The organism is Streptomyces sp. NPDC032472, assembly GCF_040636955.1.
GTDB lineage: Bacteria > Actinomycetota > Actinomycetes > Streptomycetales > Streptomycetaceae > Streptomyces.
Genome location: NZ_JBEZVK010000081.1, coordinates 1 through 25,387, shown reverse-complemented (window position 1 = coordinate 25,387; position 25,387 = coordinate 1). Strand labels below are relative to the sequence as shown.

At 75.2% G+C, this 25,387-nt stretch carries 23 protein-coding genes; 17 read left to right on the top strand and 6 right to left on the bottom strand.

Annotation, left to right across the window (positions count from 1 at the left end; translation table 11 throughout):
* Positions 1-198 precede the first annotated feature (198 nt).
* Together AB0F11_RS32825 and AB0F11_RS32820 are read right to left on the bottom strand one after the other, a co-directional pair.
* The gene (locus tag AB0F11_RS32825) at positions 199-1,416 is read right to left on the bottom strand and encodes an aminotransferase class I/II-fold pyridoxal phosphate-dependent enzyme (RefSeq protein WP_362181714.1); all 1,218 of its coding nucleotides are present in this window, start codon (positions 1,414-1,416) and stop codon (positions 199-201) included.
* Positions 1,417-1,600: 184 nt separating this feature from the next.
* Complete coding sequence (locus AB0F11_RS32820; RefSeq protein ID WP_362181712.1) at positions 1,601-2,173, bottom strand: TIGR03086 family metal-binding protein; 573 nt, start codon at positions 2,171-2,173, stop codon at positions 1,601-1,603.
* A gap of 204 nt (positions 2,174-2,377) precedes the next feature.
* Between AB0F11_RS32820 and AB0F11_RS32815 the strand changes: the two genes are divergently transcribed.
* From AB0F11_RS32815 to AB0F11_RS32805, 3 genes are all read left to right on the top strand, one after another.
* The gene (locus AB0F11_RS32815) at positions 2,378-3,196 is read left to right on the top strand and encodes a methyltransferase domain-containing protein (RefSeq protein ID WP_362181709.1); all 819 of its coding nucleotides are present in this window, start codon (positions 2,378-2,380) and stop codon (positions 3,194-3,196) included.
* A 266-nt stretch (positions 3,197-3,462) separates the two neighbouring features.
* On the top strand, positions 3,463-4,068 hold the full coding sequence (locus AB0F11_RS32810) for a sigma-70 family RNA polymerase sigma factor (protein ID WP_362181706.1): 606 nt from the start codon (positions 3,463-3,465) through the stop codon (positions 4,066-4,068).
* The gene (locus AB0F11_RS32805; protein WP_362181703.1) at positions 4,058-4,339 is read left to right on the top strand and encodes a hypothetical protein; all 282 of its coding nucleotides are present in this window, start codon (positions 4,058-4,060) and stop codon (positions 4,337-4,339) included. The genes AB0F11_RS32810 and AB0F11_RS32805 overlap by 11 nt, the downstream gene beginning before the upstream one ends.
* A gap of 5 nt (positions 4,340-4,344) precedes the next feature.
* Here the strand turns inward: AB0F11_RS32805 and AB0F11_RS32800 are convergent, their stop codons facing one another.
* The 3 genes from AB0F11_RS32800 to AB0F11_RS32790 all read right to left on the bottom strand — a co-directional run bounded on the left by AB0F11_RS32800 (position 4,345) and on the right by AB0F11_RS32790 (position 8,073).
* The gene (locus AB0F11_RS32800) at positions 4,345-6,336 is read right to left on the bottom strand and encodes a DUF5107 domain-containing protein (protein ID WP_362181700.1); all 1,992 of its coding nucleotides are present in this window, start codon (positions 6,334-6,336) and stop codon (positions 4,345-4,347) included.
* A 138-nt stretch (positions 6,337-6,474) separates the two neighbouring features.
* Complete coding sequence (locus AB0F11_RS32795) at positions 6,475-7,374, bottom strand: arginase family protein (RefSeq protein ID WP_362181697.1); 900 nt, start codon at positions 7,372-7,374, stop codon at positions 6,475-6,477.
* A 123-nt stretch (positions 7,375-7,497) separates the two neighbouring features.
* The gene (locus AB0F11_RS32790) at positions 7,498-8,073 is read right to left on the bottom strand and encodes a GNAT family protein (protein WP_362181694.1); all 576 of its coding nucleotides are present in this window, start codon (positions 8,071-8,073) and stop codon (positions 7,498-7,500) included.
* A 34-nt stretch (positions 8,074-8,107) separates the two neighbouring features.
* Here AB0F11_RS32790 and AB0F11_RS32785 point away from each other — a divergent pair, with 34 nt between their 5' ends.
* The 11 genes from AB0F11_RS32785 to AB0F11_RS32735 all read left to right on the top strand — a co-directional run bounded on the left by AB0F11_RS32785 (position 8,108) and on the right by AB0F11_RS32735 (position 20,139).
* Positions 8,108-8,824, top strand: a complete 717-nt coding sequence (locus tag AB0F11_RS32785) for a hypothetical protein (protein WP_362181692.1) — start codon at positions 8,108-8,110, stop codon at positions 8,822-8,824.
* Positions 8,825-9,586: 762 nt separating this feature from the next.
* Positions 9,587-10,000 carry a hypothetical protein gene (locus AB0F11_RS32780; protein WP_362181689.1) on the top strand — a complete coding sequence of 138 codons (414 nt, stop codon included), beginning with the start codon at positions 9,587-9,589 and terminating at the stop codon, positions 9,998-10,000.
* 133 nt (positions 10,001-10,133) lie between these two features.
* Complete coding sequence (locus AB0F11_RS32775; protein ID WP_361905876.1) at positions 10,134-10,577, top strand: SRPBCC family protein; 444 nt, start codon at positions 10,134-10,136, stop codon at positions 10,575-10,577.
* Between the two features lie 265 nt (positions 10,578-10,842).
* Positions 10,843-11,676, top strand: a complete 834-nt coding sequence (locus tag AB0F11_RS32770; protein WP_362181686.1) for a M55 family metallopeptidase — start codon at positions 10,843-10,845, stop codon at positions 11,674-11,676.
* A gap of 1 nt (position 11,677) precedes the next feature.
* Positions 11,678-13,114: a M20/M25/M40 family metallo-hydrolase gene (locus tag AB0F11_RS32765; protein ID WP_362181683.1), complete on the top strand. Its 1,437-nt coding sequence runs from the start codon at positions 11,678-11,680 to the stop codon at positions 13,112-13,114.
* Positions 13,114-15,093 carry a prolyl oligopeptidase family serine peptidase gene (locus tag AB0F11_RS32760; RefSeq protein WP_362181680.1) on the top strand — a complete coding sequence of 660 codons (1,980 nt, stop codon included), beginning with the start codon at positions 13,114-13,116 and terminating at the stop codon, positions 15,091-15,093. The genes AB0F11_RS32765 and AB0F11_RS32760 overlap by 1 nt, the downstream gene beginning before the upstream one ends.
* A gap of 224 nt (positions 15,094-15,317) precedes the next feature.
* Positions 15,318-15,860, top strand: coding sequence for a GNAT family N-acetyltransferase (locus AB0F11_RS32755; RefSeq protein ID WP_362181677.1), 543 nt, complete (start codon positions 15,318-15,320; stop codon positions 15,858-15,860).
* 122 nt (positions 15,861-15,982) lie between these two features.
* The gene (locus AB0F11_RS32750; RefSeq protein WP_362181674.1) at positions 15,983-16,717 is read left to right on the top strand and encodes a sigma-70 family RNA polymerase sigma factor; all 735 of its coding nucleotides are present in this window, start codon (positions 15,983-15,985) and stop codon (positions 16,715-16,717) included.
* A 203-nt stretch (positions 16,718-16,920) separates the two neighbouring features.
* Positions 16,921-17,976 (top strand): Rv2578c family radical SAM protein, encoded by a 1,056-nt coding sequence (locus tag AB0F11_RS32745; RefSeq protein WP_362181671.1) that lies wholly within the window; start codon positions 16,921-16,923, stop codon positions 17,974-17,976.
* A 136-nt stretch (positions 17,977-18,112) separates the two neighbouring features.
* Positions 18,113-19,705 carry an alpha/beta hydrolase gene (locus tag AB0F11_RS32740; protein ID WP_362181668.1) on the top strand — a complete coding sequence of 531 codons (1,593 nt, stop codon included), beginning with the start codon at positions 18,113-18,115 and terminating at the stop codon, positions 19,703-19,705.
* 23 nt (positions 19,706-19,728) lie between these two features.
* Positions 19,729-20,139 (top strand): RidA family protein, encoded by a 411-nt coding sequence (locus AB0F11_RS32735; RefSeq protein ID WP_362181665.1) that lies wholly within the window; start codon positions 19,729-19,731, stop codon positions 20,137-20,139.
* Between the two features lie 41 nt (positions 20,140-20,180).
* Here AB0F11_RS32735 and AB0F11_RS32730 read toward each other — a convergent pair whose 3' ends face one another.
* Complete coding sequence (locus AB0F11_RS32730; protein ID WP_362181663.1) at positions 20,181-20,750, bottom strand: adenylosuccinate lyase; 570 nt, start codon at positions 20,748-20,750, stop codon at positions 20,181-20,183.
* A 458-nt stretch (positions 20,751-21,208) separates the two neighbouring features.
* Between AB0F11_RS32730 and AB0F11_RS32725 the strand changes: the two genes are divergently transcribed.
* From AB0F11_RS32725 to ccrA, 3 genes are all read left to right on the top strand, one after another.
* Complete coding sequence (locus tag AB0F11_RS32725) at positions 21,209-23,011, top strand: 3-hydroxybutyryl-CoA dehydrogenase (protein ID WP_362181660.1); 1,803 nt, start codon at positions 21,209-21,211, stop codon at positions 23,009-23,011.
* A 166-nt stretch (positions 23,012-23,177) separates the two neighbouring features.
* Positions 23,178-24,014, top strand: coding sequence for a TetR family transcriptional regulator (locus AB0F11_RS32720; protein ID WP_362181658.1), 837 nt, complete (start codon positions 23,178-23,180; stop codon positions 24,012-24,014).
* A 462-nt stretch (positions 24,015-24,476) separates the two neighbouring features.
* On the top strand, positions 24,477-25,387 hold a 911-nt coding region (gene ccrA / locus AB0F11_RS32715), incomplete at its 3' end, for a crotonyl-CoA carboxylase/reductase (RefSeq protein WP_362181655.1).

Here is a 25,387-nt window from a genome sequence, read left to right as displayed (position 1 = left end):
GCGCCGTCCGTCGGCGCGGCCGGCCCGCGGCCCCCGCTGCCGGGCGCACCCCGGTCCGCCGGGCCCGGCGCCGCGGGCCCCCGGGCCGCGGTGTCGGACGGCGGCAGGGGGTCGGGGGCGGCGTTGTCGCAGGTCGGGTGGGGGTCCCTCATCGGGGGTCTCCGTTCGCCGGGTGGTGCCGATCGGCGCGAGGTGCGGTCAGGGGGTCAGCCCGGCGAGGACCGAGCCGAGCAGGTCCAGGGAGTCCCGCAGGTGGGGGAGTTCGAGGGGGTCGCGGGCGGTGAGCGCGGCGAGCCGCTCCTCCGTGGTGGCGCCGAGCAGCGGGCCGGTGGACAGCCGGACCCGCAGGGCGCCCAGTTCGTCGGCGAACCGCTGCCCGCCGGGGGCGGGGGTGCCGAGCCGGGTGCCGAGCCAGTCCTCCAGCTCCATCGCGTCGCGGACGCCCTCGCGGGCCAGCCCCGGCCGCAGCGGGGTGAGGTCCGCGTACACGTGGCGCCCGGCCTGCGGGGGCCGGGCGAGCGCGCCCGCGGCCAGCAGCCGGCCGTGCACGGCGGAGGCGACGGCGCCGTGCAGGGCGGCGGCCGCCCGGACCCGCTCGGCGACGGTGCCGGGCTCGTCGAGGACGTGCACGGCGGCCCCCGCGACCGGCCCGGCGACGAGGGAGCCGGTGGCGGCGAGGATGTCGAGCGTGCCGGCCCGCAGCCACGCGCCGTGCGGGGTGTCGGGGAAGCGGACCACGGCTGCGGGCCACCCGGCGGGCAGCAGTGCCCCGGCCAGGTCGAGGAGTACGGCGGCCCGGTCGGGGATCATCTCGGCCGGGCTCAGGACGAGCGTGTCGTGCGGCCGGTGCACGGTGTCGCGCCAGCTCTCGTCGCTGACGACGAACAGGTCGGCGGTGGCGGCGGCCTCGCAGGCCTCCAGCAGCAGTTCGGGCGGCGGCACGGTCGCGGTGGGGTCGTCGGCGACCGACAGCAGCAGCACGCGCGGGTCGCCGCCCTCGGCCCGTACCCGCCGTACGGTCTCCAGCAGGGCGTACGGGTCCGGTACGCCGCCGCACTCGGCCGGGGTCGGCACGTGGTACGCCCGCCGTCCCAGCAGCCGGATCCCGGGGGTCCACCAGGCGGGACACGGCCGGGGCAGCAGCACGTCGCCCCCGTACGCGCCGAGCAGCGCGAGCAGCAGCGCGGGCGCGCCGGGGCCGGCGGCGACGTCCTCGGGGGCGGTGGCCAGCCCGCGCCGCTCCCAGTGCCGGCAGGCGGCCTCGCGTACGGGTACGGAGCCGCCCGGCGGTTCGGGGGCGGACCGCTCAGCCGCCGCGGCGATCACGGCGGTGAGCTCGGGCAGCACGGGCAGGCCGGGCGGCGGCGCGGGCGGCCCGTACCGGACCGGGCCGCGGCCCTGCGCCGTGCGCTGCATCCCCTCCACCTCGCTCCGCCTTCCCCGTCGCGTCCGCCCGTCCGCCGTCCACGTGCGTCGCTCCGTCTCCGCCGAGGGGCGGTGTGCTCATGACGATGCCCTTTATACGGTTGTTCGCCGGAATGCGCCTGTTGTATGCGCCCCGGGGCCGGCCGGCCGCGCAGCCTCTGCCGGCTCAGCGGGCTCAGCCCTTCCGCCCCAACAGCGCCAACAGCCTGGTCTGGGCGTCCGCACCGGGCGGGACCTCCAGCGGCTCGGCGAACATCCCACTGGCCGCGAGCCCGTCGGCGTACGGCATGACCTCCTTGATGGAGAACTCGACCAGCCCGTCCGGCAGCCGGTCGTCGGCGCCGATGCCGCGGGACAGGTCCCAGGCGTGCACGACGCAGTCGGCGGTCAGCTCCGAGCAGTACGCCGCCCCCTTGGTGGGCCCGTACGACAGCTGCACGGTGCGCTCCAGCGCCCCGGGTGCGGCGAAGGCGGCGTGCGCGGTTTGCGCGGCCTGTTCCCAGGCGGCGACGGGGTCCTCGCCGAGCACGTCACCCGCGAACCGGTCGCCGACCTCCGCGACGGTGCTGCCGTCGGTGACCAGCGGCGGGATCCACAGCTGCTCGCCGGTGACGTGGTTGACCAGGTCGCGCACGGTCCACTCGGTGCACGGGGTCGGGGCGCCCCACTGGTCGGCCGCGACGGCGCGCACGCGCTCACCGAAGAGCCGCAGCGCCGCGGCGTGCTGTTCGAGCAGCGTCTCCGGCATGGGTCTCACCGCCTCCTGCGCTCGGTGCTTCCCCTGCTGCCCACTGTCCTCGCCCCCGCAGCGGCCTGCCAGTCACCCGCCCGATCCCCTTGCGCCCCATGCACTCTGTCCACATGTCAAAACGCATATCTCAGATCGCGGGCGAGTCCCTTACGGTGATCACACGGCTTCGGCAAGGGGCCCGCGACGAGAGGGAGTCGGGACATGGGAACCAAGGAGACGGCCGTCTACACGCACGGGCACCACGAGTCCGTCTTGCGCTCGCACCGCTGGCGTACCGCCGCGAACTCGGCGGCGTACCTGGTCGGCGAACTGCGCCCGGGGATGTCCGTCCTGGACGTGGGCTGCGGCCCCGGCACCATCACGGCGGACCTGGCGGAACTCGTCGCGCCCGACGGCCGGGTCACGGCCGTGGACGCGGCACCGGACGTACTGGAGCAGGCGGCGGCGTACGTGAAGGAACGCGGCCTGCAGCAGGCCGTCACCTTCGCGACCGCGGACGTGCACGCGCTGGACTTCCCGGACGACTCCTTCGACGTGGTCCACGCCCACCAGGTCCTCCAGCACGTCGGCGACCCGGTGCAGGCACTGCGCGAGATGCGGCGGGTGTGCCGGCCGGGCGGGATCGTCGCCGCCCGGGACGCGGACTACGCGGCCATGACCTGGTACCCGGCCGAGCCGGGCCTGGAGGAGTGGCTGGGCCTGTACCGGCGGGTGGCCCGCGCCAACGGCGGCGAGCCGGACGCCGGACGCCGGCTGCTGTCCTGGGCCAGGGCCGCGGGCTTCACGGACGTCCGCTGCTCCGCGACGGCCTGGTGCTACGCCGAGCCCGAGGAGACCGCCTGGTGGTCGACCCTGTGGGCGGACCGTACGACCGCCTCGGCCTACGCCACCCGCGCCACCGCCGGCGGCCATGCCACCGAGCAGGACTTGTCGGCGATCGCCGAGGCCTGGCACCGCTGGGGCGCGGCCCCGGACGCCTGGTTCTCGGTCCTGAACGGCGAGATCCTCTGCCGGGCCTGAGGCGCCGCCGCCCCCGGGCGCGCGGTCCCGGACCGTCCCCGGCCCGGGCCTGCGCGGTGGTTCAGCCCTCCCGGTTTCCGCTGTACAACAGGCCGGTGAATCCTTCTGCGCCCGCCGTGCCTCTCATAGGGGTGCGGACGACCGTGTCCGCCCCGCATCCCACCGGGAGGACCTCTTGACCACCACCGTCGTCATCGCCGCCGCGGCCGCCGCGGTGCTGCTGTGCGCGTGCACCGTCACGCTGCTGCGCCGCCGCAGGGGCCGGCGTGGCTGACCGCACCTGGCCCGGTGCCACCCTGGTCGCCGCGGCGCAGCGCGGCGAGGTCGAGGCGCTCACCGCGCTGGTGTACGGCTCCTCCCCGCACGTGCACCGGTTCGCGCAGACGCTGTGCGCCACGCCCCAGGACGCCGAGGATGCCGCCCAGGAGGCGCTGATCATCCTCTACCGCAAGATCGGCATGCTGCGCGCCTCCGGGGCGCTGGCCTCGTGGATGTTCCGGATCGTCCGCAACGAATGCCTGCGCCGCACCCGCGGCCTGCTCCACCGCGGGGCCGCCCTCGGGCTCGGTGGGCCCGACGGCACGGCCGACCGGTTCGACGCGTCCGGCGGCACGGCCCGGTCCGCCGAGGAGGACGTCCTGGTGCGCCTGGAAGCCGAACGCGTCGCGGCCGCCGTCGCCGCCCTGCCCGAGGACCAGCGGCAGGTGCTGGTGATGCGGGACATCCAGGGCCTGCCCGGGCGTACCGTCGCCGACCGGCTCGGACTGAGCACCGCCGCGATGAAGTCCCGTCTGCACCGCGCCCGTTCGGCGGTACGGGAGGCACTGCGCGAGGAACCGGCCGCACCGAGGGGGACCGACCATGACCGCTGAACCGACCACGCGGGCGCGCGGCGGCTTCGCCAGCGCCTCCGTCCCGCGCCATCTGGCCCGCGGGGCCCTCGGGTTCGGCGCGCTCGCCGGATCCCTGGCCCTGCTGCCCCTCGTCGGACCGGCGAGCCTGCTGCTCGCCCCGGTCGGCCTCGTCGCACTGCGCGGCTGCCCGATGTGCTGGGCGATCGGCCTCGCGGAGACGGTCTCGGCCGGGCGGCTGCGCCGGTCCTGCACGGACGGGAGGTGCGAACTCACCCGCGCCAAGGCCTAGTGCGGCTAGGGCAGGGTCTCGCCCGTCGGCGGTCGCATGCGGAAGTCGTACGCCGGCGGGAGGGGGCGGTCCGTGATGCGGGACCAGACCTGCGACAGGATGTCGTCGCCCTCGCGGAGGTCGGGGAGTTCGAAGCCGTCCTCGAAGACGCGGCGGGCGGCGGCCGCGTGGCCCTCCGCCGCCAGCAGCATCGCCGCCAGCAGGCGGAAGCGGGGCTGCTCGCGCAGGGTCGGCCGCAGCCGGTCCCACACGGCCCGGGCCTCGGCGGGGCGGCCGGCCTCCAGCAGGGCGGTCATCGCCTCGCGGCCGAGCGCGGACTCGGCGGCCGTCCAGGGCTCGCTGCCGCGGCTCTCGTCGGCCAGGTCCTCGAAGGCCTCGGCGTAGCGCCGGGCCGCCCGGGCCGGGTCGCCGATCAGGGCGTCGGCCGCCGCCAGGCAGCGCAGCAGCGGCCAGCGCGAGGGCGCCAGCGCCAGACCGCGCTCCCAGCTGCGCACCGCCTGGGCCACGTCGCCCGCGTGCCACTGGGCCACGCCCAGGTGGTACTCGGTCAGGGGCTCGGCGGGGGCCGTCTCCAGCATGTCCCGCCAGTGCGGGGCGACCAGGCTGGGCCCGGGCGGCGCCACCCGCCGCGGGGCGGGGAAGACGCCGGTGCGCCACAGCTCCAGCCAGGGCTGCTGGGGCTCGCCCAGGTCGGATTCGGCGAACGGGGTCCCGGGGAGCTTGTGCCCGCCGCACAGGACCTCGAGGGCGCCCCAGCCGGAACCGGAGGCCAGCCGCTCCCCCGGTTCGGTGTCGGCCGCCTCGCTCCGCCACGCCGCGTACGCCTCGTCGATGCCGCCCGGGGGCAGGGCGGCGTCGAGGGCCTGCCCGGCCGCCGTGCGGGCCGCCGACCAGTCGGGGCCGTGCACCGACGCCGGGTCCGCGGCCAGGGGGCCGTACGCCTCCAGCCAGCTCACCTCGGCCCCGCCCTCGAGCCGTACGTGCTCCAGCTGGGTGCGGGCCAGCCCGGCCTGGATCTCGGCGTAGCCGCCGGTGCCGGGCTCGGTCAGCCAGTCCTGCCAGCGCCGGCCGCCCTCGCCCGCGCCCCACACGAAGAGCTTGCGGCCGCGCAGCGGGGCCGTGGAGGTCTGCACCAGGCCCCGGCCCGCCTCGTCCAGGGCGGCGATCCACGGCCGCGGGCCGGACTCGGGGGCGACCTCGTAGAAGTAGTCGGCCGGGTACTCGTGGTGCAGCGGGTACGTGCGGTCCGCGCCCTGCCAGTGCGGTACGGGGACGCGGCGCAGCGTGCGCTCGTAGCCGAAGTGCCAGGCCTCGTCGGCGGGGGCGAGGATCCGGGTGCCGCGGTCCTCGGGGACGGCGGTGTTGGACCACCAGTACAGCGGGGCGGGCCGCTCGTGGGGGTTGCGGACGCGGACGCCGACGTACAGGAACTCCCCGTCCTGCGGCAGCCACAGGTCGACCTGGAAGGGCAGGTCGCGCAGCCGCTCCCACTCCCACAGCCGCAGCATCTGCCCGCCGTCCGGCGCCGGTACGAGCGCGGCGTGCAGGGGGGCGCAGGCGAGGGTGGTGTGGCCGGTGGCGCCGATGTTCCATTCGATGCCGCCGGAGAACCAGGCGCCGTTCAGGGCGAAGTTGGCGGGCTGGAACACCGGGTTGCGGTAGAGGAGCTCCCGGCCGGTGGGCACGTGGACCAGCGAGTGGACGCGGCCGCCGAGGCCGGGCAGGACGGTGGCCCGCAGGTGCTCGTTCTCCAGGACCACCGCGTCGAAGTGCCGCTCCTGCCGGTGCCGTTCGTATCCGTCGAGGATCCGGACGGGCAGCAGGGAGCGCAGCGACCCGTAGCCGATCTGCCGGGCCATGTCGCGGGGCAGACCGTCGCGCACCCGCCCGTCCAGTACGTGTACGTCGCCGGGCGGGCGCAGTGCGGGCAGCGGGTTCTCGGGCCCCAACGGGGCTGCGGGCAGGGTCAGTACGGCGCGGCGGACGGTGGTGGCCATGCAGGAAATGGAACACGCCACGGCGGCCGGTGCACAGGGGTTCCGCGGATCACCACCGGTCAGGATTACGCAAAGCCGTGGCCTTGGCCGTGACGCAGGCCGTCACGCATGCGGGCACGTGTGCGGTCACGCATACCGTCACGCGAAGGCGTCCGCCACGAGGTCGGCGAGGAGGGCGCCGGCCCGGGCGTCGGGGTCGAGGTCCGGGTCGTAGATCGTGACGTTGAGGCCGACGCACCGCGGGGAGCCCACCAGCACCTTGAGCAGGCCGGCCAGCTCGGCGGGGAAGAGGCCGCCGGGGTCGGGGCTGTCCACGGCCGGCATCACGGCCGGGTCGAGCACGTCGGCGTCCAGGTGCACCCAGAACCCGGCGGTGACCGGCGGGTGCAGCCCGTCCAGGGCCGCCCGCGCCACCGCCTCGGCGCCGCGTTCGCGGATGGTGCCGACGGTGGCGACCGCGATCCCGGCGGCGCGCAGTTCGGCCAGATCGGCGTCGCCGTCGCGCAGGCCGAAGAGGCGTACGTCCTCGTCGCGCAGGTACGGGCCGAGCCCCTCCAGGTCGGCGAGGTCGGCCTGGCCGCGCCCGGTGGCGAGGGCCAGCTCCTCGCCCCCCGCAGCCCCGACGGGCCCGTTGACGGCCTCGTTGCCGGGGTGGCGGAAGTCGGCGGAGCCGTCGATCGCGGCGAGCCCGTAGCGGCCGAGGCGGCGCAGGGCCAGGGAGGCGCCGAGCTGGATCGAGCAGTCCCCGCCGAGTACGACGGGGAACTCCCCGGCCCGCAGGTGTTTCTCGATCCGGTCGGCGAGGGCCACGGTGTACGCGGCCAGCGGGCCGGCATGGAAGACGCCGTCGCCCTCCTTCCAGTCGCCGCGGTCGTAGCGGGGCGGTACGACGACCCCGCCCTCGCGGGCGCCGAGCCGGCTCAGCAGGCCCTGTTCGCGCAGGGCGCCGGCCAGCTTGTACACGCCGGGCACGGCGCCGGGAGCGGGCGGGCGCAGGCCCAGGTTGGAGGGGGCGTCGAGGAGTACCAGGCTTCGCATGGCCTCATCCTGTGCCACCGCGGCCGCCGGGGCCAGGGGGCCGTGGCGCCGGGGACGGCGGCTGCGTGGGCTTGCGGCTGCGGGGCTTGAGGCTGCGGGGGGTGCCGCCCCGGGGCCCGCCGGTCAGGCGGGGACCCGGCCGGCCGGCGGGGCCATCTCGGCGGTGATCGCCCAGCGCTCGTGGTCGCGCCAGGCCCCGTTGACGTGGAGGAAGTCCGGGGAGTACCCCTCCAGGCGGAAGCCTCGACCGCGGACCAGCGCGATGGAGGCGGCGTTGCCGGGCTGGACGTTGGCCTCCAGCCGGTGCAGGCCCATCCCGCCGTGCTCCTGGGGGGCGAAGGCGTGGCCGAGGAGCAGGTGGAGCCCCTCGCCGAGCAGGCCGCGTCCCGCGGCGTGCGCGAAGGCCCCGTAGCCGAGGGCTCCGCACTGGAACGCCCCGCGCACGATGTTGTTGACGTTGATGAAGCCGGCGACGGCTCCGGTCGCGCGCTCGCAGACGAGGAACCCGGCGCGGCTGCCGCCGTCGATGAGCGGGGCCGCGTACGCCTCGTACTCCTCCTCGGTGAGGGGCGGGAACAGCCAGGGGCTGTGCAGGTCCCGGCTCTCGCGCGCGCGGGCGGTGAACTCGGGGCCGTCGGCGAGCCGGAAGGGGCGCAGGCCGACCCGGGCGCCCTCCGCGGTGTACGGGAAGAAGGACATCGCCCCAGGCTAGGGGCTGTGCCACGATCCCGGTGTGATCATCACCCCGAATACCGAAGACGCCCTCCGTGCGGCCGTGCACAACAACGCCGCCTGGTGCGCGGCGGTCTGCCCCGGCGGCGTGTTCACCGCCGGCTCCTGGACGAGCCCGCGGCGCACCCCGCCGTACTACCCCGACGCGGTGACCCTGACCCGGGAGGTGTCGGCGGCGGCGCTCACGGCCGGCATCGACACACGGTCCCCGGGCTGCTCGGTCAAGGACAGCTTCGCCGTGCTCGACCTCGCCCCGGTCGGCTTCGAACTCCTCTTCGAGGCGCAGTGGATCCACCGTCCGGCGGCTGCCGCCGCGTCGGCCCCCGCCTCCGCCTCCTCCTTGTCCTGGTCGCGGATCGAATCCGCGCAGGACCTCGACCGGTGGGAGGCCGCCTGGGACGGCGAGGAGTCCGCGGGCCTGTTCCACCCGGCCCTGTTGACCCCGGAGATCGCCTTCCTGGCGGGGCGGTCGGCGGAGGGCCGGATCGTGGCCGGGGCGGTCGCGAACGAGGCCGCGGGCGTGGTCGGCGTCTCGAACGTGTTCACGCAGGACGGCCTGGCCGACGAGGAGGCCTGGTCGGGCGCCCTGGCCGAGATCGCGTCCCTGTGGCCGGCCCACGCGGTGGTCGGCTACGAGGCCGGCGAGGACCTCGCCACGGCCCTCCGCCACGGCTTCACCCCCCTGGGTCCCCTCCGCGTCTGGCTCCACACGGCCTGAGGGGCCCGACCGCCCCCGCGGAGGGCGCCATTCCGCTCCGCGGGGGCGGGCTCATCGCTTTCAACGGCCCGGGCGCGGCAACCAGAGACGCTCCGGCGCACGGGGACACACCCGGGCAGCGGAGCCCACAGGAACCGCCCGGCGCTCGCGGCGGGGGCGGTATGCCCGGGCCCGCCGGGCCGGTGCGCCCCACGGGGCCGGCGCCGGAGCCGGCGGCCGGCCGGCCGCACAGCCCGGGCAGCAGCTCGGCGTGAGCGGCCGCGGAACCGGCAGCAGCCGCCGGCCCGGCGGCTCCTGCCGGAGGCGGGGGCAGGCAGCCGACCGAAGGTGTCGGGCCGTCCGATGAGGCGGCCGCGGAGAGGGTCGTCCGGGTGGCGGCGGACGGGGCGGGCGGGGCGTCCGGGCGGCGGATGGGGGAGGTTGCGGCGCTGGTGTCGGCGGCCACCGCCGTGGCCGGGCTGCTGCTCGCCGTGTTCGGGCTGCCCGGGGCGCTCGGCTCGCCCGGAGCCAAGGCTCCGGCCCCGGGCGGGGCCCCCGCCGCGCCGCCGTCCGTCAGCGCCGGTTCGTCGGCCCCCCGGCCCGGGGGCGGCACCCGGCCACGCCACGGGCGGCACGGGCGGCACCGCCGGCACGACGCCCCCGGCGTCGCCGAGCCGGGAGCCCGGGCCTGCGCCCTCCGGCTCCGCCCCGCCCGCGCCCCCGCCCGCCCCGCCCGCCGGCTGGCACCGGATCCAGGAGCCGGAGCTCACCCTCACCGGCGCCGTGCCCGACGGCTGGCCGGTAGAAGCCAAGGACGAGCTGCGCCGCAACTGGAAATCCCCTGACGGCGCGCACGTCCTCGGCTGCAAGCGCGACGCCTTCCACGGCACCACCGCCGCGGCCGCCGCGGACGGACAGCTCGCCTGGTATGGGACCACCGCCGAATCGAAGAGGGAGGACCTGGAGGTCAAGCGCACCACCACGACCCAGGGCGGCCGGGAGGCCGTGGTCCTCACCCTCGACCACCGCCGGCCCGGCCGGAGCGGGCCGCGCCGCCGCATCGGGCTGTTCGTCGCGGGCGACGCCGGCCAGGTCCACCAGCTGTTCGTCGACGGCGACGCGGGCTCCGGCAGGCCCGCCGAACAGGTCCGCCTGTTCGACACCGCACGCGCGCAGCTGCGTACGGACGTCCGCTGATGGTCGTTCACGGTCGCTGACGGGCCGCTGAGGGCCGCTGACCCGCACCGCCGAGGGGGCCGATTTTGGGCGGCCGCCCCGGAAGTGGTTGGCTTGCCGCCGACGAGGCAACACAACTGCTGGAGGAACAGGTATGGCGCAGGTCGAGGCCACCACGGAGCGGATCATCGCGGCCGACGCGGAGACCGTGTTCGACGCGCTGGCGGACTACACCGGCACCCGGGGCAAGCTGCTGCCCGAGCACTTCAGCGAGTACGAGGTGCGCGAGGGCGGCGACGGCGAGGGCACCCTCGTCCACTGGAAGCTCCAGGCCACGAGCAAGCGCGTGCGCGACTGCCTGCTGGAGGTCACCGAGCCCACCGACGGCCAGCTGGTGGAGAAGGACCGCAACTCCTCCATGGTCACCACCTGGCTCGTCACCCCGGCCGGCGAGGGCCGGTCCAAGGCCGTGGTCACCACCGTCTGGAACGGCGCCGGCGGCATCGGCGGCTTCTTCGAGCGCACCTTCGCGCCCAAGGGCCTGGGCCGGATCTACGACACGGTGCTGGAGAACCTGGCCCGCGAGGTCGAGAGCTGACCTGCGCCCGTCACGCCGGTCCGTACGGTGTCCGGGGGTGAGGCCGCGCACACGGCCTCACCACATCGGGTGAACTGACCGGCCGCGCCGACGCCCCCGGGACGAACTGCGGTCCCGCCGCGGCCACTTCGACGGCCGCGCCGGGCGTGGCCCGCAGGCCCCGGCGGGCCCGGAGGGCTAGGCTGGGAGGCCTCTGCGGAAGGCGGTCGTCCGGTCGGGCGGCGCGCCCGGCCGCGCGTCGCAGCCGACCCGCCCTGGGGGCCCGATGAAGATCCTCGTCTCCGCCGACATGGAGGGCGCCACCGGCGTCACCTGGCCCGCGGACGTCCTGCCCGGCACCCCCCAGTGGGAACGCTGCCGGTCCCTCTTCACCTCCGACGTGAACGCGGCCGTGCTCGGCTTCCTCGACGGCGGCGCCGACCGGGTCCTGATCAACGAGGCCCACTCCACCATGCGCAACCTGCTGCTGGAGCAGCTGGACGAGCGCGCCGAGATGATCACCGGCCGCCACAAGTCGCTGAGCATGGTCGAGGGCGTACAGCACGGCGATGTCGACGGCGTGGCCTTCGTCGGCTACCACACCGGCGCCGGGTCGCAGGGCGTGCTCGCGCACACCTACCTGGAGAACTCCATCACCGGCGTCTGGCTGGACGGGGTCCGCGCGAGCGAGGGGCTGCTCAACGCCCGCGTCGTCGCCGAGTTCGGCGTCCCCGTCGTACTGGTCACCGGCGACGACCTGACCTGCGCCGATGCCGCCGGGTACGCCCCGGATGCGGTGACCGTCGCGGTCAAGGACCACGTGTCCCGCTACGCCGCCGTCTGCCGCACCCCTGCCCGCACGGCCGCCGACATCCGGGCGGCCGCCAAGGAGGCCGCCGGCCTCGCGGGGCGCCGGGACCCGGTGCAGCGGCGCCCGCACACCGTGGAGGTCGAGTTCGACGCCGAGCACCTGGCGATGGCCGCCACCGTCGTCCCGGGCGTGGAGCGCTGCGGCGAGCGCCGGGTCGCGTACACCAGCGCGACGATGTACGAGGGGATCCGCACGTTCAAGGCGGTCACGACGGTCGTCAAGGCAGCCGTGGAGGAGCAGTATGGCTGACATGCCCGCAGGCACCCCCCGGCACAAGGCCGCGGAGGCCCCGCACGCCCCGTACCCCCCGTACCCCCCGCACGCCCCGGCCGGGGAATCCCCGCTCGGCGAGTCCCCTCCCGGTGAGTCCCCGGTCGACCCGGTGGCACTCGACGAGGTCGTGGCGTTCACCTCCGACCTCATCCGCATCGACACCACCAACCGGGGCGGCGGCGACTGCCGAGAGCGGCCCGCCGCCGAGTACGTGGCCGAGCGCCTCGCCGCGGCCGGCCTGGAGCCCGTCCTGCTGGAGCGCACCGCCGGCCGTACGAACGTGGTGGCCCGGATCGCGGGCAGCGACCGGTCCGCGCCGGCCCTGCTGGTCCACGGCCACCTCGACGTGGTCCCGGCCGAGGCCGCCGACTGGAGCACGCACCCCTTCTCCGGCGAGGTCCGCGACGGGGTGGTGTGGGGCCGCGGCGCCGTCGACATGAAGAACATGGACGCGATGGTCCTGGCGGTCGTACGGGCCTGGGCGCGGGCCGGCGTCAGGCCGCGCCGGGACGTCGTGGTCGCGTACACCGCCGACGAGGAGGACAGCGCCGTCGACGGGTCCGGCTTCCTCGCCGACCACCACCGGCACCTCTTCGAGGGCTGTACGGAGGGCCTGAGCGAGTCCGGTGCCTTCACCGTCCACAACGGCCCCGGCCAGCTCCTGTACCCGATCGCGGCCGGTGAACGCGGCACCGCCTGGATGAAGCTGACCGCCCACGGCACGACGGGGCACGGCTCGAAGCCCAACGCGGCCAATGCCGTCAGCCGGCTCGCCGCCGCCGTCGCGCGGATCGGCGAGTACCGCTGGCCGGTCCGCCTCACCGACACCGTCGCCGCCTGCATCACCGAACTCGCCGCCCTCCAGGGCCTGTCCGTCGATCCGCGGGCCCGCAGCACCGACCTCGACGAGCTGCTGCCCAAGCTCGGCCCGGCCGGGGCCCTCGTCGAGGCGACCATGCACAACAGCGCCAACCCGACCATGCTCAGCGCCGGTTACAAGGTCAACGTCGTTCCGGGCCACGCCACGGCCTACGTCGACGGGCGGACGCTGCCCGGCGGCGAGGAGGAGTTCCTCACCACCCTCGACGAGCTGACCGGCCCCGACGTCACCTGGGAGTTCCACCACCGCGAGGTGGCCCTCGAAGCCCCCGTCGACGGGCGGACGTTCGCCGTCCTGCGCGAGTCCGTCGAGCGCTTCGACCCCGAGGGCCGCGTCGTGCCCTTCTGCATGGCGGGCGGCACCGACGCCAAGCAGTTCTCCCGGCTCGGGATCACCGGCTACGGCTTCTCGCCGCTCAAGCTGCCGCCGGGCTTCGAGTACTGGTCCCTCTTCCACGGCGTGGACGAGCGGGTGCCCGTCGAGGCCCTCCACTTCGGCGTGCGGGTCCTCGACCACGCGCTGCGGACGCTGTGATGGGCGAACAGCCCTACGGCACCTGGCCCTCGCCCGTCGACGCCGCGCTCGCCGCCTGTCTCGACGGACGGCCCGAGTACCTCGGCACCATCGGCCCCGAGGTGTGGTGGACCGAGCCCCGCCCGGCCGAGGGCGGCCGCCGCACCCTCGTGCGCCGTCCCGCGGACGGCGGGCCCGGGGTCTCGGTGCTGCCCGCGCCGTGGAACGTCCGCAGCGCCTTCACCGAGTACGGCGGCATGCCCTGGGCGGGGGCCGAGCGGCCCGGGAGCGGCCCGCTGGTGGTGTTCGTCCACCACGCCGACCAGCGGCTGTACGCGTACGAGCCCGACGCGGACGAGCCCGCCCCGCGCCCGCTCACCCCGCTGTCCCCGGTCGGCGGCGGCCTGCGCTGGGTCGATCCGGTGCTGCGCGGCGACGAGGTCTGGTGCGTGCTGGAGGAGTTCACCGGGCCGGCCCCCACCGACGTGCGCCGCGTCCTGGCCGCCGTACCGCTGGACGGGTCGGCCGCCGGGGACCGCTCGCGCGTACGGGAGCTGACCGACGACCGGCACCGCTTCGCCACCGGCCCGCGGCTCTCCCCCGACGGGCGGTACGCGGCCTGGCTGGTGTGGGACCACCCGCGGATGCCGTGGGACGGCACCGAGGTCCTGCTCGCCGAGGTCCGCGCGGACGGCACCCTGGCCGGGGCGCGCACCCTCCTCGGCGGGCCCGAGGAGGCGGTCGCCCAGGTGGACTGGATGCCCGACGGCAGCCTCCTCGCGGTCAGCGACCGCAGCGGCTGGTGGAACCCCTACCGGGTGGACCCGGACACCGGCGGGGCGGTCAACCTGTGCCCGCGCGAGGAGGAGTTCGGGGGCCCGCTGTGGAAGCCGGGCCTGCGCTGGCTCGCCCCGCTGCCCGACGGGCTCGTCGCCGTGCTGCACGGCCGGGGCTCCCCGGTCCTCGGCGTGCTCGACCCCGAGACCGGCGACCTCGTCGACGCCGCCGGACCCTGGACCGCCTGGCAGCCCGCGCTGGCCGTCCACGGCAGCAGCGTCTACGGGGTCGCGGCCAGCCCGCGCAGCGCCCACGAGGTCGTCGAGCTCGACACGGAGAGCGGACACGCCCGGGTGGTCGGCGCGGCCGCAGCCGACCCGGTCGACCCGGCGTACCACCCCGAACCGCAGACCCGGACCTTCCTCGGCCCCGACGACCGGGAGATCCACGCCCACGTCTACCCGCCGCACCACCCCGCCCGCCGGGCCCCCGCCGAGGAGCTGCCCCCGTACGCGGTGTGGGCGCACGGCGGTCCCACCGAGCACGTGTCGCCCGTACTCGACCTGCACATCGCGTACTTCACCTCCCGCGGCATCGGCGTGGTCGAGGTGAACTACGGCGGCTCCACCGGCTACGGGCGCGCCTACCGGGAACGGCTGCGCGAGCAGTGGGGCGTGGTCGACGTCGAGGACTGTGCGGCCGTGGCCCGAGCCCTGGCCGCCGAGGGCACCGCCGACCCGGACCGGCTCGCCATCCGGGGCGGCAGCGCGGGCGGCTGGACGGCCGCCGCCTCGCTGGCCTCGACCTCCCTGTACGCGTGCGCGGCGATCCGCTACCCCGTCCTGGACCTGCGGGGCTTCGCCGAGGAGACCCACGACCTGGAATCCCGGTACGTCGAGGGCCTGGCCGGGCCGCCGCAGACCCTGGCCGTACGCTGCCGGGAGCGCTCGCCCGTGGCCCGCGCCGACCGGATCACCGCACCGTTCCTGCTGCTCCAGGGTCTGGACGATGCCGTGTGCCCGCCCGCCCAGGCGGAGCGGCTGCTGTCCGCCCTGCGCGGCCGGGGCGTGCCGCACGCGTACCTGGCGTTCGAGGGCGAGGGGCACGGCTTCCGCCGGGCGGACACCATGGTCCGCGCCCTGGAGGCAGAACTCTCCCTCTACGCGCAGGTGTTCGGCTTCGACCGGCCGGACGTGCCGAGGCTGCACCTGGAGACGGGCTAGGGAGCCGGCCGGGCCCCGGATTGCCGGTCGGCGGGGTCTGTTACCGTGCGCAGGTGAGCGCGTGGTGCGCCAACACGGATACGGACGCGGGAGGTTGATGAATATGGCCGTCGACGGCCTTCACCCGCATGCCCTTTTCCGGTCCGCGCGCTGACGCGACGCGACGCCATGCCACGCGAGCCACGCGACGCGGTCCGGGTCGTTCCCCTGACCAGGAGACATCCGTGCATTCCGCACCTTCGACACCGTCGAACGAACTCGCCGAGCTGACCACCGAGCGGCTCGTCCTCCGTACCTGGACCGCGGCCGAGGCCGAGGCCGTCCTCGCCGGTGACGGCCGCCGGCCGGCCGGCTGGGCCGAGGACTTCCCGGCCGAGGGCGACCGCGTCATCGCGGGCCTCTTCGGCGACCATCCCGCCTGGCTCGGCCCGTACGGCCACCGGCTGCTCGTCGAGCGGGACACCGGCCTCGCGGTGGGCTCGATCGGCCTGTTCTGGCCGCCCGCCGAGGGAGTGCTCGAACTCGGCTACGGCGTGGTCGCCTCCCGGCGCGGCCGGGGCTACGCCACCGAGGCCACCCGGGCGCTCGCCGCGTACGCCCTCACCGCGCCCGGCGTCCACACGGTGTCCGCCGGCGTGGAGCTGTCGAACCCGGCCTCCGTCCGCGTCCTGGAGAAGGCCAGCTTCGAGCGGTACGGCACCGCCCCCGCCGAGCAGGCCGAAGGCCTGGCCCGCTTCCGGATGACGCGCCCGGCCCGCCGGGAGTAGTCCGGTCGGCCGCGGGTGGGGCGGCGGCCGACCGCCGCCCCATCCCGCCGCGTGACCCTTTCCGGCTCGGGGGCCGACTGTCCTGGTGAAGGCGGCGCGAGGTGGGGAGGTGCGGGCTCGCCGTGGTCCGCGGACTGCCGCGGCTGCGGCAGCCGGAGCGGTTCGCCCCCTGGCTGTTCACCATTGCCCGGCGTGCGGTCGCCGAGCACCTGCGGCACGCGTACCGGGCCGCGGAGTCGGGCGCGCAGGACGTGGGCGTGGAGGAGGCGGGCGCGGCCGTCGAGGACGATCCCGCGGGCGGTGTGGTGACCGCGATGCAGGGGGAGGCCGGGCTGGGCGGGCTGCCGCCGCTGGAGCGGGAGGTGCTGATCCTGTTCCACCTCCAGGACCTGTCCCTGGCTGCCTGCGCGGAGGCGCTCGGCGTACCGCCGGGCACGGTGACGAGCAGGCTGCACCGTGCGAGAAGGGATACGGGTCATGAGCGAGCACCAGCCGTCCGCGGACCGGCGGGACGTGCCGGAGGAACTCGAACGCGCGCTGGCCGCGGAGGTCTCGCTGGGGCCCGGATGCGCCACACGGCGGTGGGGCTGGCCGGCGGGTGCGGGGCGGCGCTGGTCGGGATGCTGTGGGCCACTGAGCCCGGTCCGCTTCCGGTGCGCACGCAGGCCGCCTTCGCCGGGCTGATCGCGATCGGGCTGGCGTGGGCCGTCTTCGCCGGGTGGGTGCTGACCCGGCGCCGGCCGCTGTACGCGCGGGACCGGGTGCTGGGGCCCGGCTGGCGCTTGCGGCCACCGCTGCGACGGGGGCGGCCGGGACGGTCCTGGCCGCGCTGCGCGCCTCCGCGGCCGCGGCCCTGACCACCGCGCTCGTCGGCGCCGCCTTCGGCGCCGCGGCCGGGTACGCCCTGGTCCGGGCGCACTCGCGGCGCCGCGCTCTGCTCAGGCTGCGCGACGCCCTCCGGCACGGCACCCCCTGAGCGCACCCTCGGGTGCCGCCCCGCACGATCATGGGAACGTTTGTTCTATTCTCTGGTCGAGCGAGTTACCGAGGGAGGCGTGCCATGCGCTGGGACAACCTGACCGGGGACGAAGGCGGCGGCCGGGACGGCGCGGGCGCCGGGCCCCTCGCCCTCTTCGCCGCCGACTCCGTCGTCACCCGCACCTTCGACACCCCCGAGTTCCGCGGGATCACCTTCCACGAGGTCCGCGCCCGGTCGATCCTCAACCGGGTCCCGGGCGCCTCGCGGATGCCGTTCGAGTGGACCGTGAACCCGTACAGAGGGTGCAGCCACGCCTGTGTGTACTGTTTCGCGCGCAAGACGCACAGCTACCTCGACCTCGACACCGGGCTCGGCTTCGACTCGCAGATCGTCGTCAAGACCAACGCCCCGGAGCTGCTGCGCCGCGAGCTCGGCTCGCGCCGCTGGAGCGGGGCGCACATCGCCATGGGCACCAATGTCGACTGCTACCAGCGTGCCGAGGGCCGCTACCGGCTGATGCCGGGGATCATCGAGGCCCTCCACGAGCGCGCCAACCCGTTCTCCATCCTCACCAAGGGCACGCTGATCCTGCGCGACCTGCCCCTGCTGCGCGCGGCCGCCGAGGTCACCGAGGTCGGGATCTCCGTCTCCGTCGGCTTCACCGACACCGCCCTGTGGCGGACCGTCGAGCCGGGTACGCCGTCCCCCGCCGCGCGGCTCGCCGCCGTACGGGCCCTGACCGACGCCGGCATCGAGTGCGGCGTGCTGATGGCCCCGGTGATCCCCTTCCTCGGGGACTCCCCCGAGCAGCTGCGGGCCACGGTCGCGGCCGTCGCCGCCTCGGGCGCGACCTCCGTGACACCCCTGGTACTCCATCTGCGGCCCGGGGCGCGCGAGTGGTTCACCGCCTGGCTGGGCCGCCACCACCCGCACCTGATCGGGCGGTACGCGCGGATGTACGCGGACGGGGCGTACGCGCCGACCTGGTACCAGCGCCGGATCACCCGCCAAGTCCACGAACTCGCGGCGGAATTCGGCATCGGCCCCGCCCGGCGGGGGGCGTCCCGCCGGATCGCCGCCCCGGAGCCGCCGGCCGGGCCGGCCCCGGCGGGGCCGGCGCAGCTCACGCTCCTGTGAGGCCGGGGCCGCGTCGCCGCGGGCCCTGAAATCTCATCACATCGGGCCAATCCGCCGCCCAATGCCGCCTTCCGAGCATGGTTTCCGGGACGATTCCGCCCAGAACCCTCGGCTGGGAGGCCCCATGCTGCACCCGATGAAGAAACGCGGTCCCCTGAAGAAGCGCGCCGCCGTCCTGCTGTCCGTCGCCACCGCCACCGCCGCGGCGGTGACCGGCCCGGCCGGGGCCACGGCGGCCGCCGCGCACCCGCCCGCAGGCGCTCCCGCCGCGGCGGCGGCCGCACTGCGCTGGACCGGCTGCGCCACGACCCGCTACCCGTCGCTGCAGTGCGCCTCCCTCAAGGTCCCCCTCGACCACGCCCGTCCCGCCGGGCGGCAGATCACGCTGGCCCTGACCCGGGTCCCGCACACCGCCGCCAAGAGCCAGGGCCCGCTGCTGGTCAACCCGGGCGGCCCGGGCGGCAGCGGGCGGGGCCTGGCCCCGTACATCGCCACCGCGCTGCCGAAGGACGTCGCCGCCCAGTTCGACGTGATCGGCTTCGACCCGCGCGGGGTCGGCAAGAGCGAGCCCGCCCTCGACTGCACGGCCGGCCACTTCAACCCGGTCCGCCCCGACTCCGTGCCGTACGGGGCGCAGACCGAGGAGGCGAACCTGAAGCGGGTGCAGGCCTTCGCCGAGTCCTGCCAGACCCGGCACGCCGACGTGCTCCCGTACATCGACACCGTCTCCACCGCCCGCGACATCGAGCTGATCCGCGCCGCGCTGGGCGCGCAGAAGATCAGCTACTTCGGATACTCGTACGGGACGTACCTGGGCGCGGTGTACGGGCGGCTGCACCCGGACCGGATCCACCGCCTGGTCCTGGACTCCGTCGTCGACCCGGGCGGCGTCTGGTACGAGGACAACCTCGCGCAGGACCGCGCCTTCGACGCCCGCCACAAGGCCTTCCTCGCCTGGGTCGCCGAGCACGACTCCGCCTACCGGCTGGGCACCGATGCCGCCGAGGTGGAGCGGCGCTGGTACGCGATGCGCGACGCCCTGCGCGTGGCGCCGGCGGGCGGCAAGGTGGGCCCGTCCGAGCTGGAGGACACGTACATGCCGGGCGGCTACTACAACGGCTACTGGCCGAACCTGGCCGAGGCGTTCTCGAAGTACGCGGTGGACGAGGACCCGGCGCCGCTGGTGGCGGCGTACGAGAGGTTCGGGGCGGTGGAGCCCTCGGCGGGCAACGGCTACAGCGTGTACACGGCGGTGCAGTGCCGGGACTCGGCGTGGCCGAAGGACTGGAACCGGTGGCGGGCGGACATGTGGCGCACGCACGTCGAGGCGCCGTTCATGACCTGGAACAACGCCTGGTACAACGCCCCGTGCGCGTTCTGGAAGACGGAGCCGCTGCAGGCGCCGGACGTGGCCAACGCCGACCTCCCGCCCGCTCTGCTGCTCCAGGCCACGCAGGACGCGGCGACGCCGTTCGGGGGCGCGCTGGCGATGAAGGAGAAGCTGAAGGGCTCGGCCCTGGTGGTGGAGGAGGGCGGCGGGAACCACGGGATCTCGCTGAGCGGCAACACGTGCCTCGACGACAAGGTGGCGGCATACCTGCGGACGGGTCAGGCGGCGGACGCGACGTGTGCGGCGCAGCCCGAGCCGAAGCCGGCGGCGGCCACCCGGGCGGCGGTCCACTCGGCGGGCGGCGCGGCCCTCCACGGACTGCTGGGCTTCCGCGGCTGATCATGACCGGGCAGGATCTGCCCATGACCACCAACGCCATCACCCGCGTCCCCGCCCCCGAGGGCGTCAGCCCGAGTCCCCAGTACAGCCACGTCGTCTGGGGGACGGGCAGATTCGTCGCGGTCTCGGGGCAGTGCTCCTTCGACGCGGACGGCGCGGTGGTGGGCGCGGGCGATGCCGCCGCCCAGGCCCGGCAGGTGTTCGAGAACCTGCGCCGGTGCCTGGCGGCGGCCGGGGCGGGCTTCGACGACGTGGTGAAGCTGACGTACTTCGTGACGGACATGGCCCACATGCCGGCGGTACGGGCGGCCCGCGACGAGGTGATCGCCCCGGACCGGCTCCCGGCCTCCACGGCCGTCCAGGTCTCGGCCCTGGTCCGCCCCGAACTCCTGGTGGAGATCGAGGCCTACGCCGTCCTCCCCGCGGAGGCCTGAGGCCCGGCGGTCCCGTCGCGCAGCCCGCTCAGGTGGCCCGGTCAGGCAGTCCGCGGCAGGGCGCGCAGAGCCTCGGTCGCCGCGACCGCCAGCCGCGGGTGGGCCTGGGCCCGGGCCAGGACCTCGCGGGAGGCGGGGTCGGCCAGGGCGCCCAGCCCCTCCACGCAGGCCAGCGCCACCCGCCAGTACGGGTCGTTCGGCGCGAGCAGCCGGGACAGGGTGCGGATCAGCGCCGGGGCGGACTCGGGCGCCCGCAGCGCGGCCAGCAGCCGGACCGGCTGCAGGGCGTAGGCCGTGCGGAGCTCGTTGGTGGCCAGGGCGGCCGCCGCGCGGGCGGTGCGCGGGTCGCCCAGGACGGCCAGGGCCTCGGCGGCGGCCGCGCAGCGCGGCGGGTCGCGGTGGTTGAGCAGCAGGACCAGCGGCTCGAAGGCGCGGCGGTCGCCGGCCAGGCCCAGCCGGTACGCGGCCAGCTCCCGGGCCCACAGGGGCAGCCCGGCCGACGTCAGGGAGGCCGCCAGCGCGTCCGGGTCCGCGGCGAGCAGCTCCGCGTACCGGCGTGATCCGCCGGATCCGTCCGCTTCGGCGCGCAGGCGCTCGAGTACGTCGCTCACGGCGCCCACCCTAGGGGGTGGCGGGGACCGCGGCGGGCCGTTGGCCCACGTTGGGGCCCCCGGCGGCTGCCGTCGCGGCGTACGTCACACCGACCGGTGTACCCGCTCCTATGGCCAAGCAGTTACCGACGAGTTACTCTCGCTTCAACACGTACGAGGCCGGCCTGGTGACGCAGCCGCCTCGTGCAGTCGGTCCGGTACGCCCAGCACCACCACGTACCGTCATGCACTGCCCCGCACGCCTTGCACTGCAGCAGCACGTCTGCTCCACGTACGGCGCTCTCCACGGCGTGACCCCGGGACAGGGTCCGCCGCTCTCCGCCCCGCCCTTCCGGGCGCCCTTGCGGAACCTCCCGTTGTTTCACCGCAGTTCATGCCGGACCTCTTCCGGTCTTCGGCCGCGCGTCGTGCGCCGCGCGCCGCCCCCAGTCGTCACCCTCATCCACTGGAGTCCCGCGATGGACCTTCCGTCCACGTCCAGTCAGTCCACCTTGCAGACCATCGCCGTCGTCGGCCTCGGCACGATGGGCACCGGCATCGCCGAGGTCCTCGCCCGCGCCGGCCGCGAGGTCATCGGCATCGACATCAGCGAGGCCGCCACCCGCCGGGCCACCGCGGCCCTCGCGGCGGCCACGGCCCGCTCCGTGGCCCGTGGGCGGATCGGCGAGCAGGAGCGCGAGGCCGTCCTCTCCCGGCTGCGCACCTACACCGAACTGAGCGCCGCCGCCGACGCCGACCTCGTCATCGAGGTCGTCCCGGAGGACTACGAGCTCAAGCACCGGATCTTCACCGAGCTGGACGCCGTCGTGCGGCCCGACACGATCCTGGCCACCGGCACCAACGCCCTGTCGGTGACCCGGCTGGCCGCCGAGTCGCAGCGCCCCGAACGCGTCCTCGGCCTGCACTTCTTCAACCCGGCGCCCGCGATGAAGCTGGTCGAGGTCGTCTCCAGCGTGCTGACCGCCCCGCCGGCCGTGGAGGCCGTCACCGCCCTGGCCCGCGAGCTGGGCAAGGAGCCCGTCTCGGTCGGCGACCGGCCCGGCTTCGTCGCCGACGGGCTGCTGTTCGGCTACCTCAACCAGGCCGCCGCGATGTACGAGTCGAAGTACGCCTCCCGCGAGGACATCGACGCGGCGATGCGGCTGGGCTGCGGCCTGCCGATGGGCCCGCTGGCCCTGCTCGACCTGATCGGCGTGGACACCGCCCGCACCGTCCTGGAGGCCATGTACGCCGCCTCCGGCGACCGCCTGCACGCCCCCGCCCCGATCCTCGGCCACCTCGCCGAGGCCGGCCTGACCGGGCAGAAGTCCGGGCGCGGCTTCTACACGTACGAGGAGCCGGGCAGCGCGGCGGTGGTCCGCGACGCGCAGACCCCGCTGGACGGGGCCCGGCTCGGCGAGGGCCGCCCGGTCTCCTCCGTCGGCGTGGCCGGCTCGGGCACCATGGCGAGCGGTATCGCGCAGGTCTTCGCGCAGGCCGGCTACGAGGTGGTCCTCGCCGCGCGCAGCCAGGAGAAGGCCGAGGCCGCGAAGGCCGCCATCGGCAAGTCGCTGGGCCGCGCGGTCGCCAAGGGGCGCCTCACGCAGGAGGCCGCCGACGAGACGCTGGCGCGCATCTCCCCGGCCGGCTCGCTGGACGCCTTCGCGCAGGTGGACCTGGCCGTCGAGGCGGTGGCCGAGGACCTGGCGGTCAAGCAGGAGCTGTTCGCCACCCTCGACAAGGTCTGCAAGCCGGGCGCGGTCCTGGCCACGACCACGTCCTCGCTCCCGGTGATCGCCTGTGCCCGCGCGACCTCGCGCCCGCAGGACGTGATCGGCATGCACTTCTTCAACCCGGCGCCGGCGATGAAGCTGGTCGAGGTGGTCCGCACCGTCCTGACCTCGGACGACGTGCACGCCACGGTCCGCGAGGTCTGCACGAAGGTGCGCAAGCACCCGGTGGACTGCGGGGACCGGGCCGGGTTCATCGTGAACGCGCTGCTGTTCCCGTACCTGAACAACGCGATCAAGATGGTCGAGGAGCACTACGCGAGCCTGGACGACATCGACGCGGCCATGAAGCTGGGCGGCGGCTACCCGATGGGCCCCTTCGAGCTCCTGGACGTCGTCGGCCTGGACGTCTCCCTCGCCATCGAGAAGGTCCTCCACAAGGAGTTCCGCGACCCGGGCCTGGCCCCGTCCCCGCTGCTGGAGCACCTGGTGGCGGCGGGCTGCCTGGGCCGGAAGACCGGCCGCGGATTCCGTGAGTACGCCCGCCGGTAACAGGAGGGCATCCGAGCCGGATGCGTGGGGAGGGCTGCTCGGGTCCGCCGGACCCTCACGGCGGGCCGCACCCTCCGAGCCCAGTGCGGGCCCTCCCCCGCATCCATCACTGCCGTCCCACCCCCCTCAGGCGCGCGCCCCGGCGCGGATGAAGTACTTTCGCTCTATGTCCCAGTCCGCCAAGACCTCGTCCCGCGCCGCCACGGCCTCCGACAGCCCGGAGAGCGCGGCCGGCACCAAGGCGGCCGCGCAGCGGCTCAAGATGCGGCGCGAGCTCGCCGCCGCTGCGATGGAGCTGTTCGCGACCAAGGGGTACGAGGCCACGACGGTCGACGAGATCGCCGCGGCCGCCGGGGTCGCGCGCAGGACGTTCTTCCGGCACTTCCGGTCCAAGGAAGAGGCGATCTTCCCGGACCACGACGACACGCTGACCCGTGCCGAGGCCGTGCTGGACGTGGCCCCGGCGCACGAGCACCCGCTCGACACGGTGTGCCGCGGGATCAAGGAAGTCATGAAGATGTACGCCGCCTCCCCGGCGGTGTCGGTCGAGCGCTACCGGCTGACGCGGGAGGTGCCGGCCCTGCGGGAGCGGGAGATCGCCTCGGTGGCCCGCTACGAGCGGCTGTTCACGCGCTATCTGCTGGCCCATTTCGACGAGACCGAGCCCCACGACGGCAACGACGACCCGCTGCTGGCCGAGGTGGCCGCCTCGGCGGTGGTCACGGCCCACAACCACGTGCTGCGGCGCTGGCTGCGGGCCGGCGGCCAGGGGGACGTGGAGGCGCAGCTCGACCACGCCTTCGCCATCGTCCGCAAGACCTTCGGCACGGGCATCGGCGCGGGCCGGAGCATGGCCTCGATGCCCGCCTCCTCCGCCCCGGCGGCGGCTCCGGCGGCCGCGGTGCGGGCGCACGACGAGGTGCTGGTGGCGGTGGCCCGTACGGACGCCCCGCTGGACGAGGTCATGCGGACCATCGAAGAAGCCCTGCGCAAGAACACCTAGCCAGCAGGAACACCCAGCCGTACCCGCCACACCTTTCCGGGGCCTGCGGGCCTGCCAGGACCACATGAAGCGATGCTCGTCACAGCGGCCGCTCCCCTCCCGGGAGCGGCCGCTTCCGTTTGTCCGAGTTGCCCCTACTCACCGGTAACTCTGATCGATCATCGCTCATCTGTGCAGGTCAATAGGCAAATGAGAGAAAGTTTTGGCACGCGGTGCCTTGTCGAGTGACACGGGGTGCCATACGTTGAACGTGTCCGGATGTCCCCGCGATCCACGCCCACTCGGCACGGACCGCGCCCCGGACGCCTGCGTCACCAGGCACCCGCACGCCGCACCACTGGCGTCGCCCCAGCACCACCGCTCAGCCGGACCGACGGCACCACGCAGCACCCCACCACCCGTACCCGCGCATCCTGCGCATCCCTCAGCGCACCCTCATTCAGCGCCGCCGGAGGCAACACCGTGAAGGACATCCTCGACGCGATCCAGTCGCAGGCCGCTACGGCCGCCGACTTCGCGGCCCTGCCGCTCCCCGAGTCCTACCGCGCGATCACCGTGCACAAGGACGAGACGGAGATGTTCGCCGGGCTCCCGACCCGCGAGAAGGACCCGCGCAAGTCCCTGCACCTCGACCAGGTCCCGGTGCCGGAACTCGGGCCGGGCGAGGCCCTGGTGGCCGTCATGGCCTCCTCGGTCAACTACAACTCCGTGTGGACCTCGATCTTCGAGCCGCTGTCCACCTTCGGCTTCCTGGAGCGCTACGGCCGCGTGTCGGAGCTCACCAAGCGCCACGACCTGCCGTACCACATCATCGGCTCGGACCTCGCGGGCGTCGTCCTGCGCACCGGCCCGGGCGTCAACGCCTGGAACCCCGGCGACGAGGTCGTCGCGCACTGCCTCTCCGTCGAGCTGGAGTCCTCCGACGGCCACAACGACACCATGCTCGACCCCGAGCAGCGCATCTGGGGCTTCGAGACCAACTTCGGCGGCCTGGCGGAGATCGCCCTCGTCAAGTCCAACCAGCTGATGCCCAAGCCCGCCCACCTCAGCTGGGAGGAGGCCGCCTCCCCGGGCCTGGTCAACTCCACCGCCTACCGCCAGCTGGTCTCCCGCAACGGCGCCGGCATGAAGCAGGGCGACAACGTCCTGATCTGGGGCGCCAGCGGCGGCCTCGGCTCCTACGCCACCCAGTTCGCCCTCGCCGGCGGCGCCAACCCCATCTGCGTCGTCTCCTCCCCGGAGAAGGCCGACATCTGCCGGAAGATGGGCGCCGAGGCGGTCATCGACCGTAACGCCGAGGGCTACAAGTTCTGGAAGGACGAGCGCACCCAGGACCCCCGCGAATGGAAGCGCTTCGGCTCCAAGATCCGCGA

Bases quoted from the DNA above. Each gene is read 5' to 3' on its own strand.
- AB0F11_RS32825 (WP_362181714.1), bottom strand. From the start codon at position 1,416: ATGCAGCGCACGGCGCAGGGCCGCGGCCCGGTCCGGTACGGGCCGCCC.
- AB0F11_RS32820 (WP_362181712.1), bottom strand. From the start codon at position 2,173: ATGCCGGAGACGCTGCTCGAACAGCACGCCGCGGCGCTGCGGCTCTTC.
- AB0F11_RS32815 (WP_362181709.1), top strand. From the start codon at position 2,378: ATGGGAACCAAGGAGACGGCCGTCTACACGCACGGGCACCACGAGTCC.
- AB0F11_RS32805 (WP_362181703.1), top strand. From the start codon at position 4,058: ATGACCGCTGAACCGACCACGCGGGCGCGCGGCGGCTTCGCCAGCGCC.
- AB0F11_RS32800 (WP_362181700.1), bottom strand. From the start codon at position 6,336: ATGGCCACCACCGTCCGCCGCGCCGTACTGACCCTGCCCGCAGCCCCG.
- AB0F11_RS32795 (WP_362181697.1), bottom strand. From the start codon at position 7,374: ATGCGAAGCCTGGTACTCCTCGACGCCCCCTCCAACCTGGGCCTGCGC.
- AB0F11_RS32790 (WP_362181694.1), bottom strand. From the start codon at position 8,073: ATGTCCTTCTTCCCGTACACCGCGGAGGGCGCCCGGGTCGGCCTGCGC.
- AB0F11_RS32775 (WP_361905876.1), top strand. From the start codon at position 10,134: ATGGCGCAGGTCGAGGCCACCACGGAGCGGATCATCGCGGCCGACGCG.
- AB0F11_RS32770 (WP_362181686.1), top strand. From the start codon at position 10,843: ATGAAGATCCTCGTCTCCGCCGACATGGAGGGCGCCACCGGCGTCACC.
- AB0F11_RS32765 (WP_362181683.1), top strand. From the start codon at position 11,678: ATGCCCGCAGGCACCCCCCGGCACAAGGCCGCGGAGGCCCCGCACGCC.
- AB0F11_RS32760 (WP_362181680.1), top strand. From the start codon at position 13,114: ATGGGCGAACAGCCCTACGGCACCTGGCCCTCGCCCGTCGACGCCGCG.
- AB0F11_RS32745 (WP_362181671.1), top strand. From the start codon at position 16,921: ATGCGCTGGGACAACCTGACCGGGGACGAAGGCGGCGGCCGGGACGGC.
- AB0F11_RS32740 (WP_362181668.1), top strand. From the start codon at position 18,113: ATGAAGAAACGCGGTCCCCTGAAGAAGCGCGCCGCCGTCCTGCTGTCC.
- AB0F11_RS32735 (WP_362181665.1), top strand. From the start codon at position 19,729: ATGACCACCAACGCCATCACCCGCGTCCCCGCCCCCGAGGGCGTCAGC.
- AB0F11_RS32725 (WP_362181660.1), top strand. From the start codon at position 21,209: ATGGACCTTCCGTCCACGTCCAGTCAGTCCACCTTGCAGACCATCGCC.
- AB0F11_RS32720 (WP_362181658.1), top strand. From the start codon at position 23,178: ATGTCCCAGTCCGCCAAGACCTCGTCCCGCGCCGCCACGGCCTCCGAC.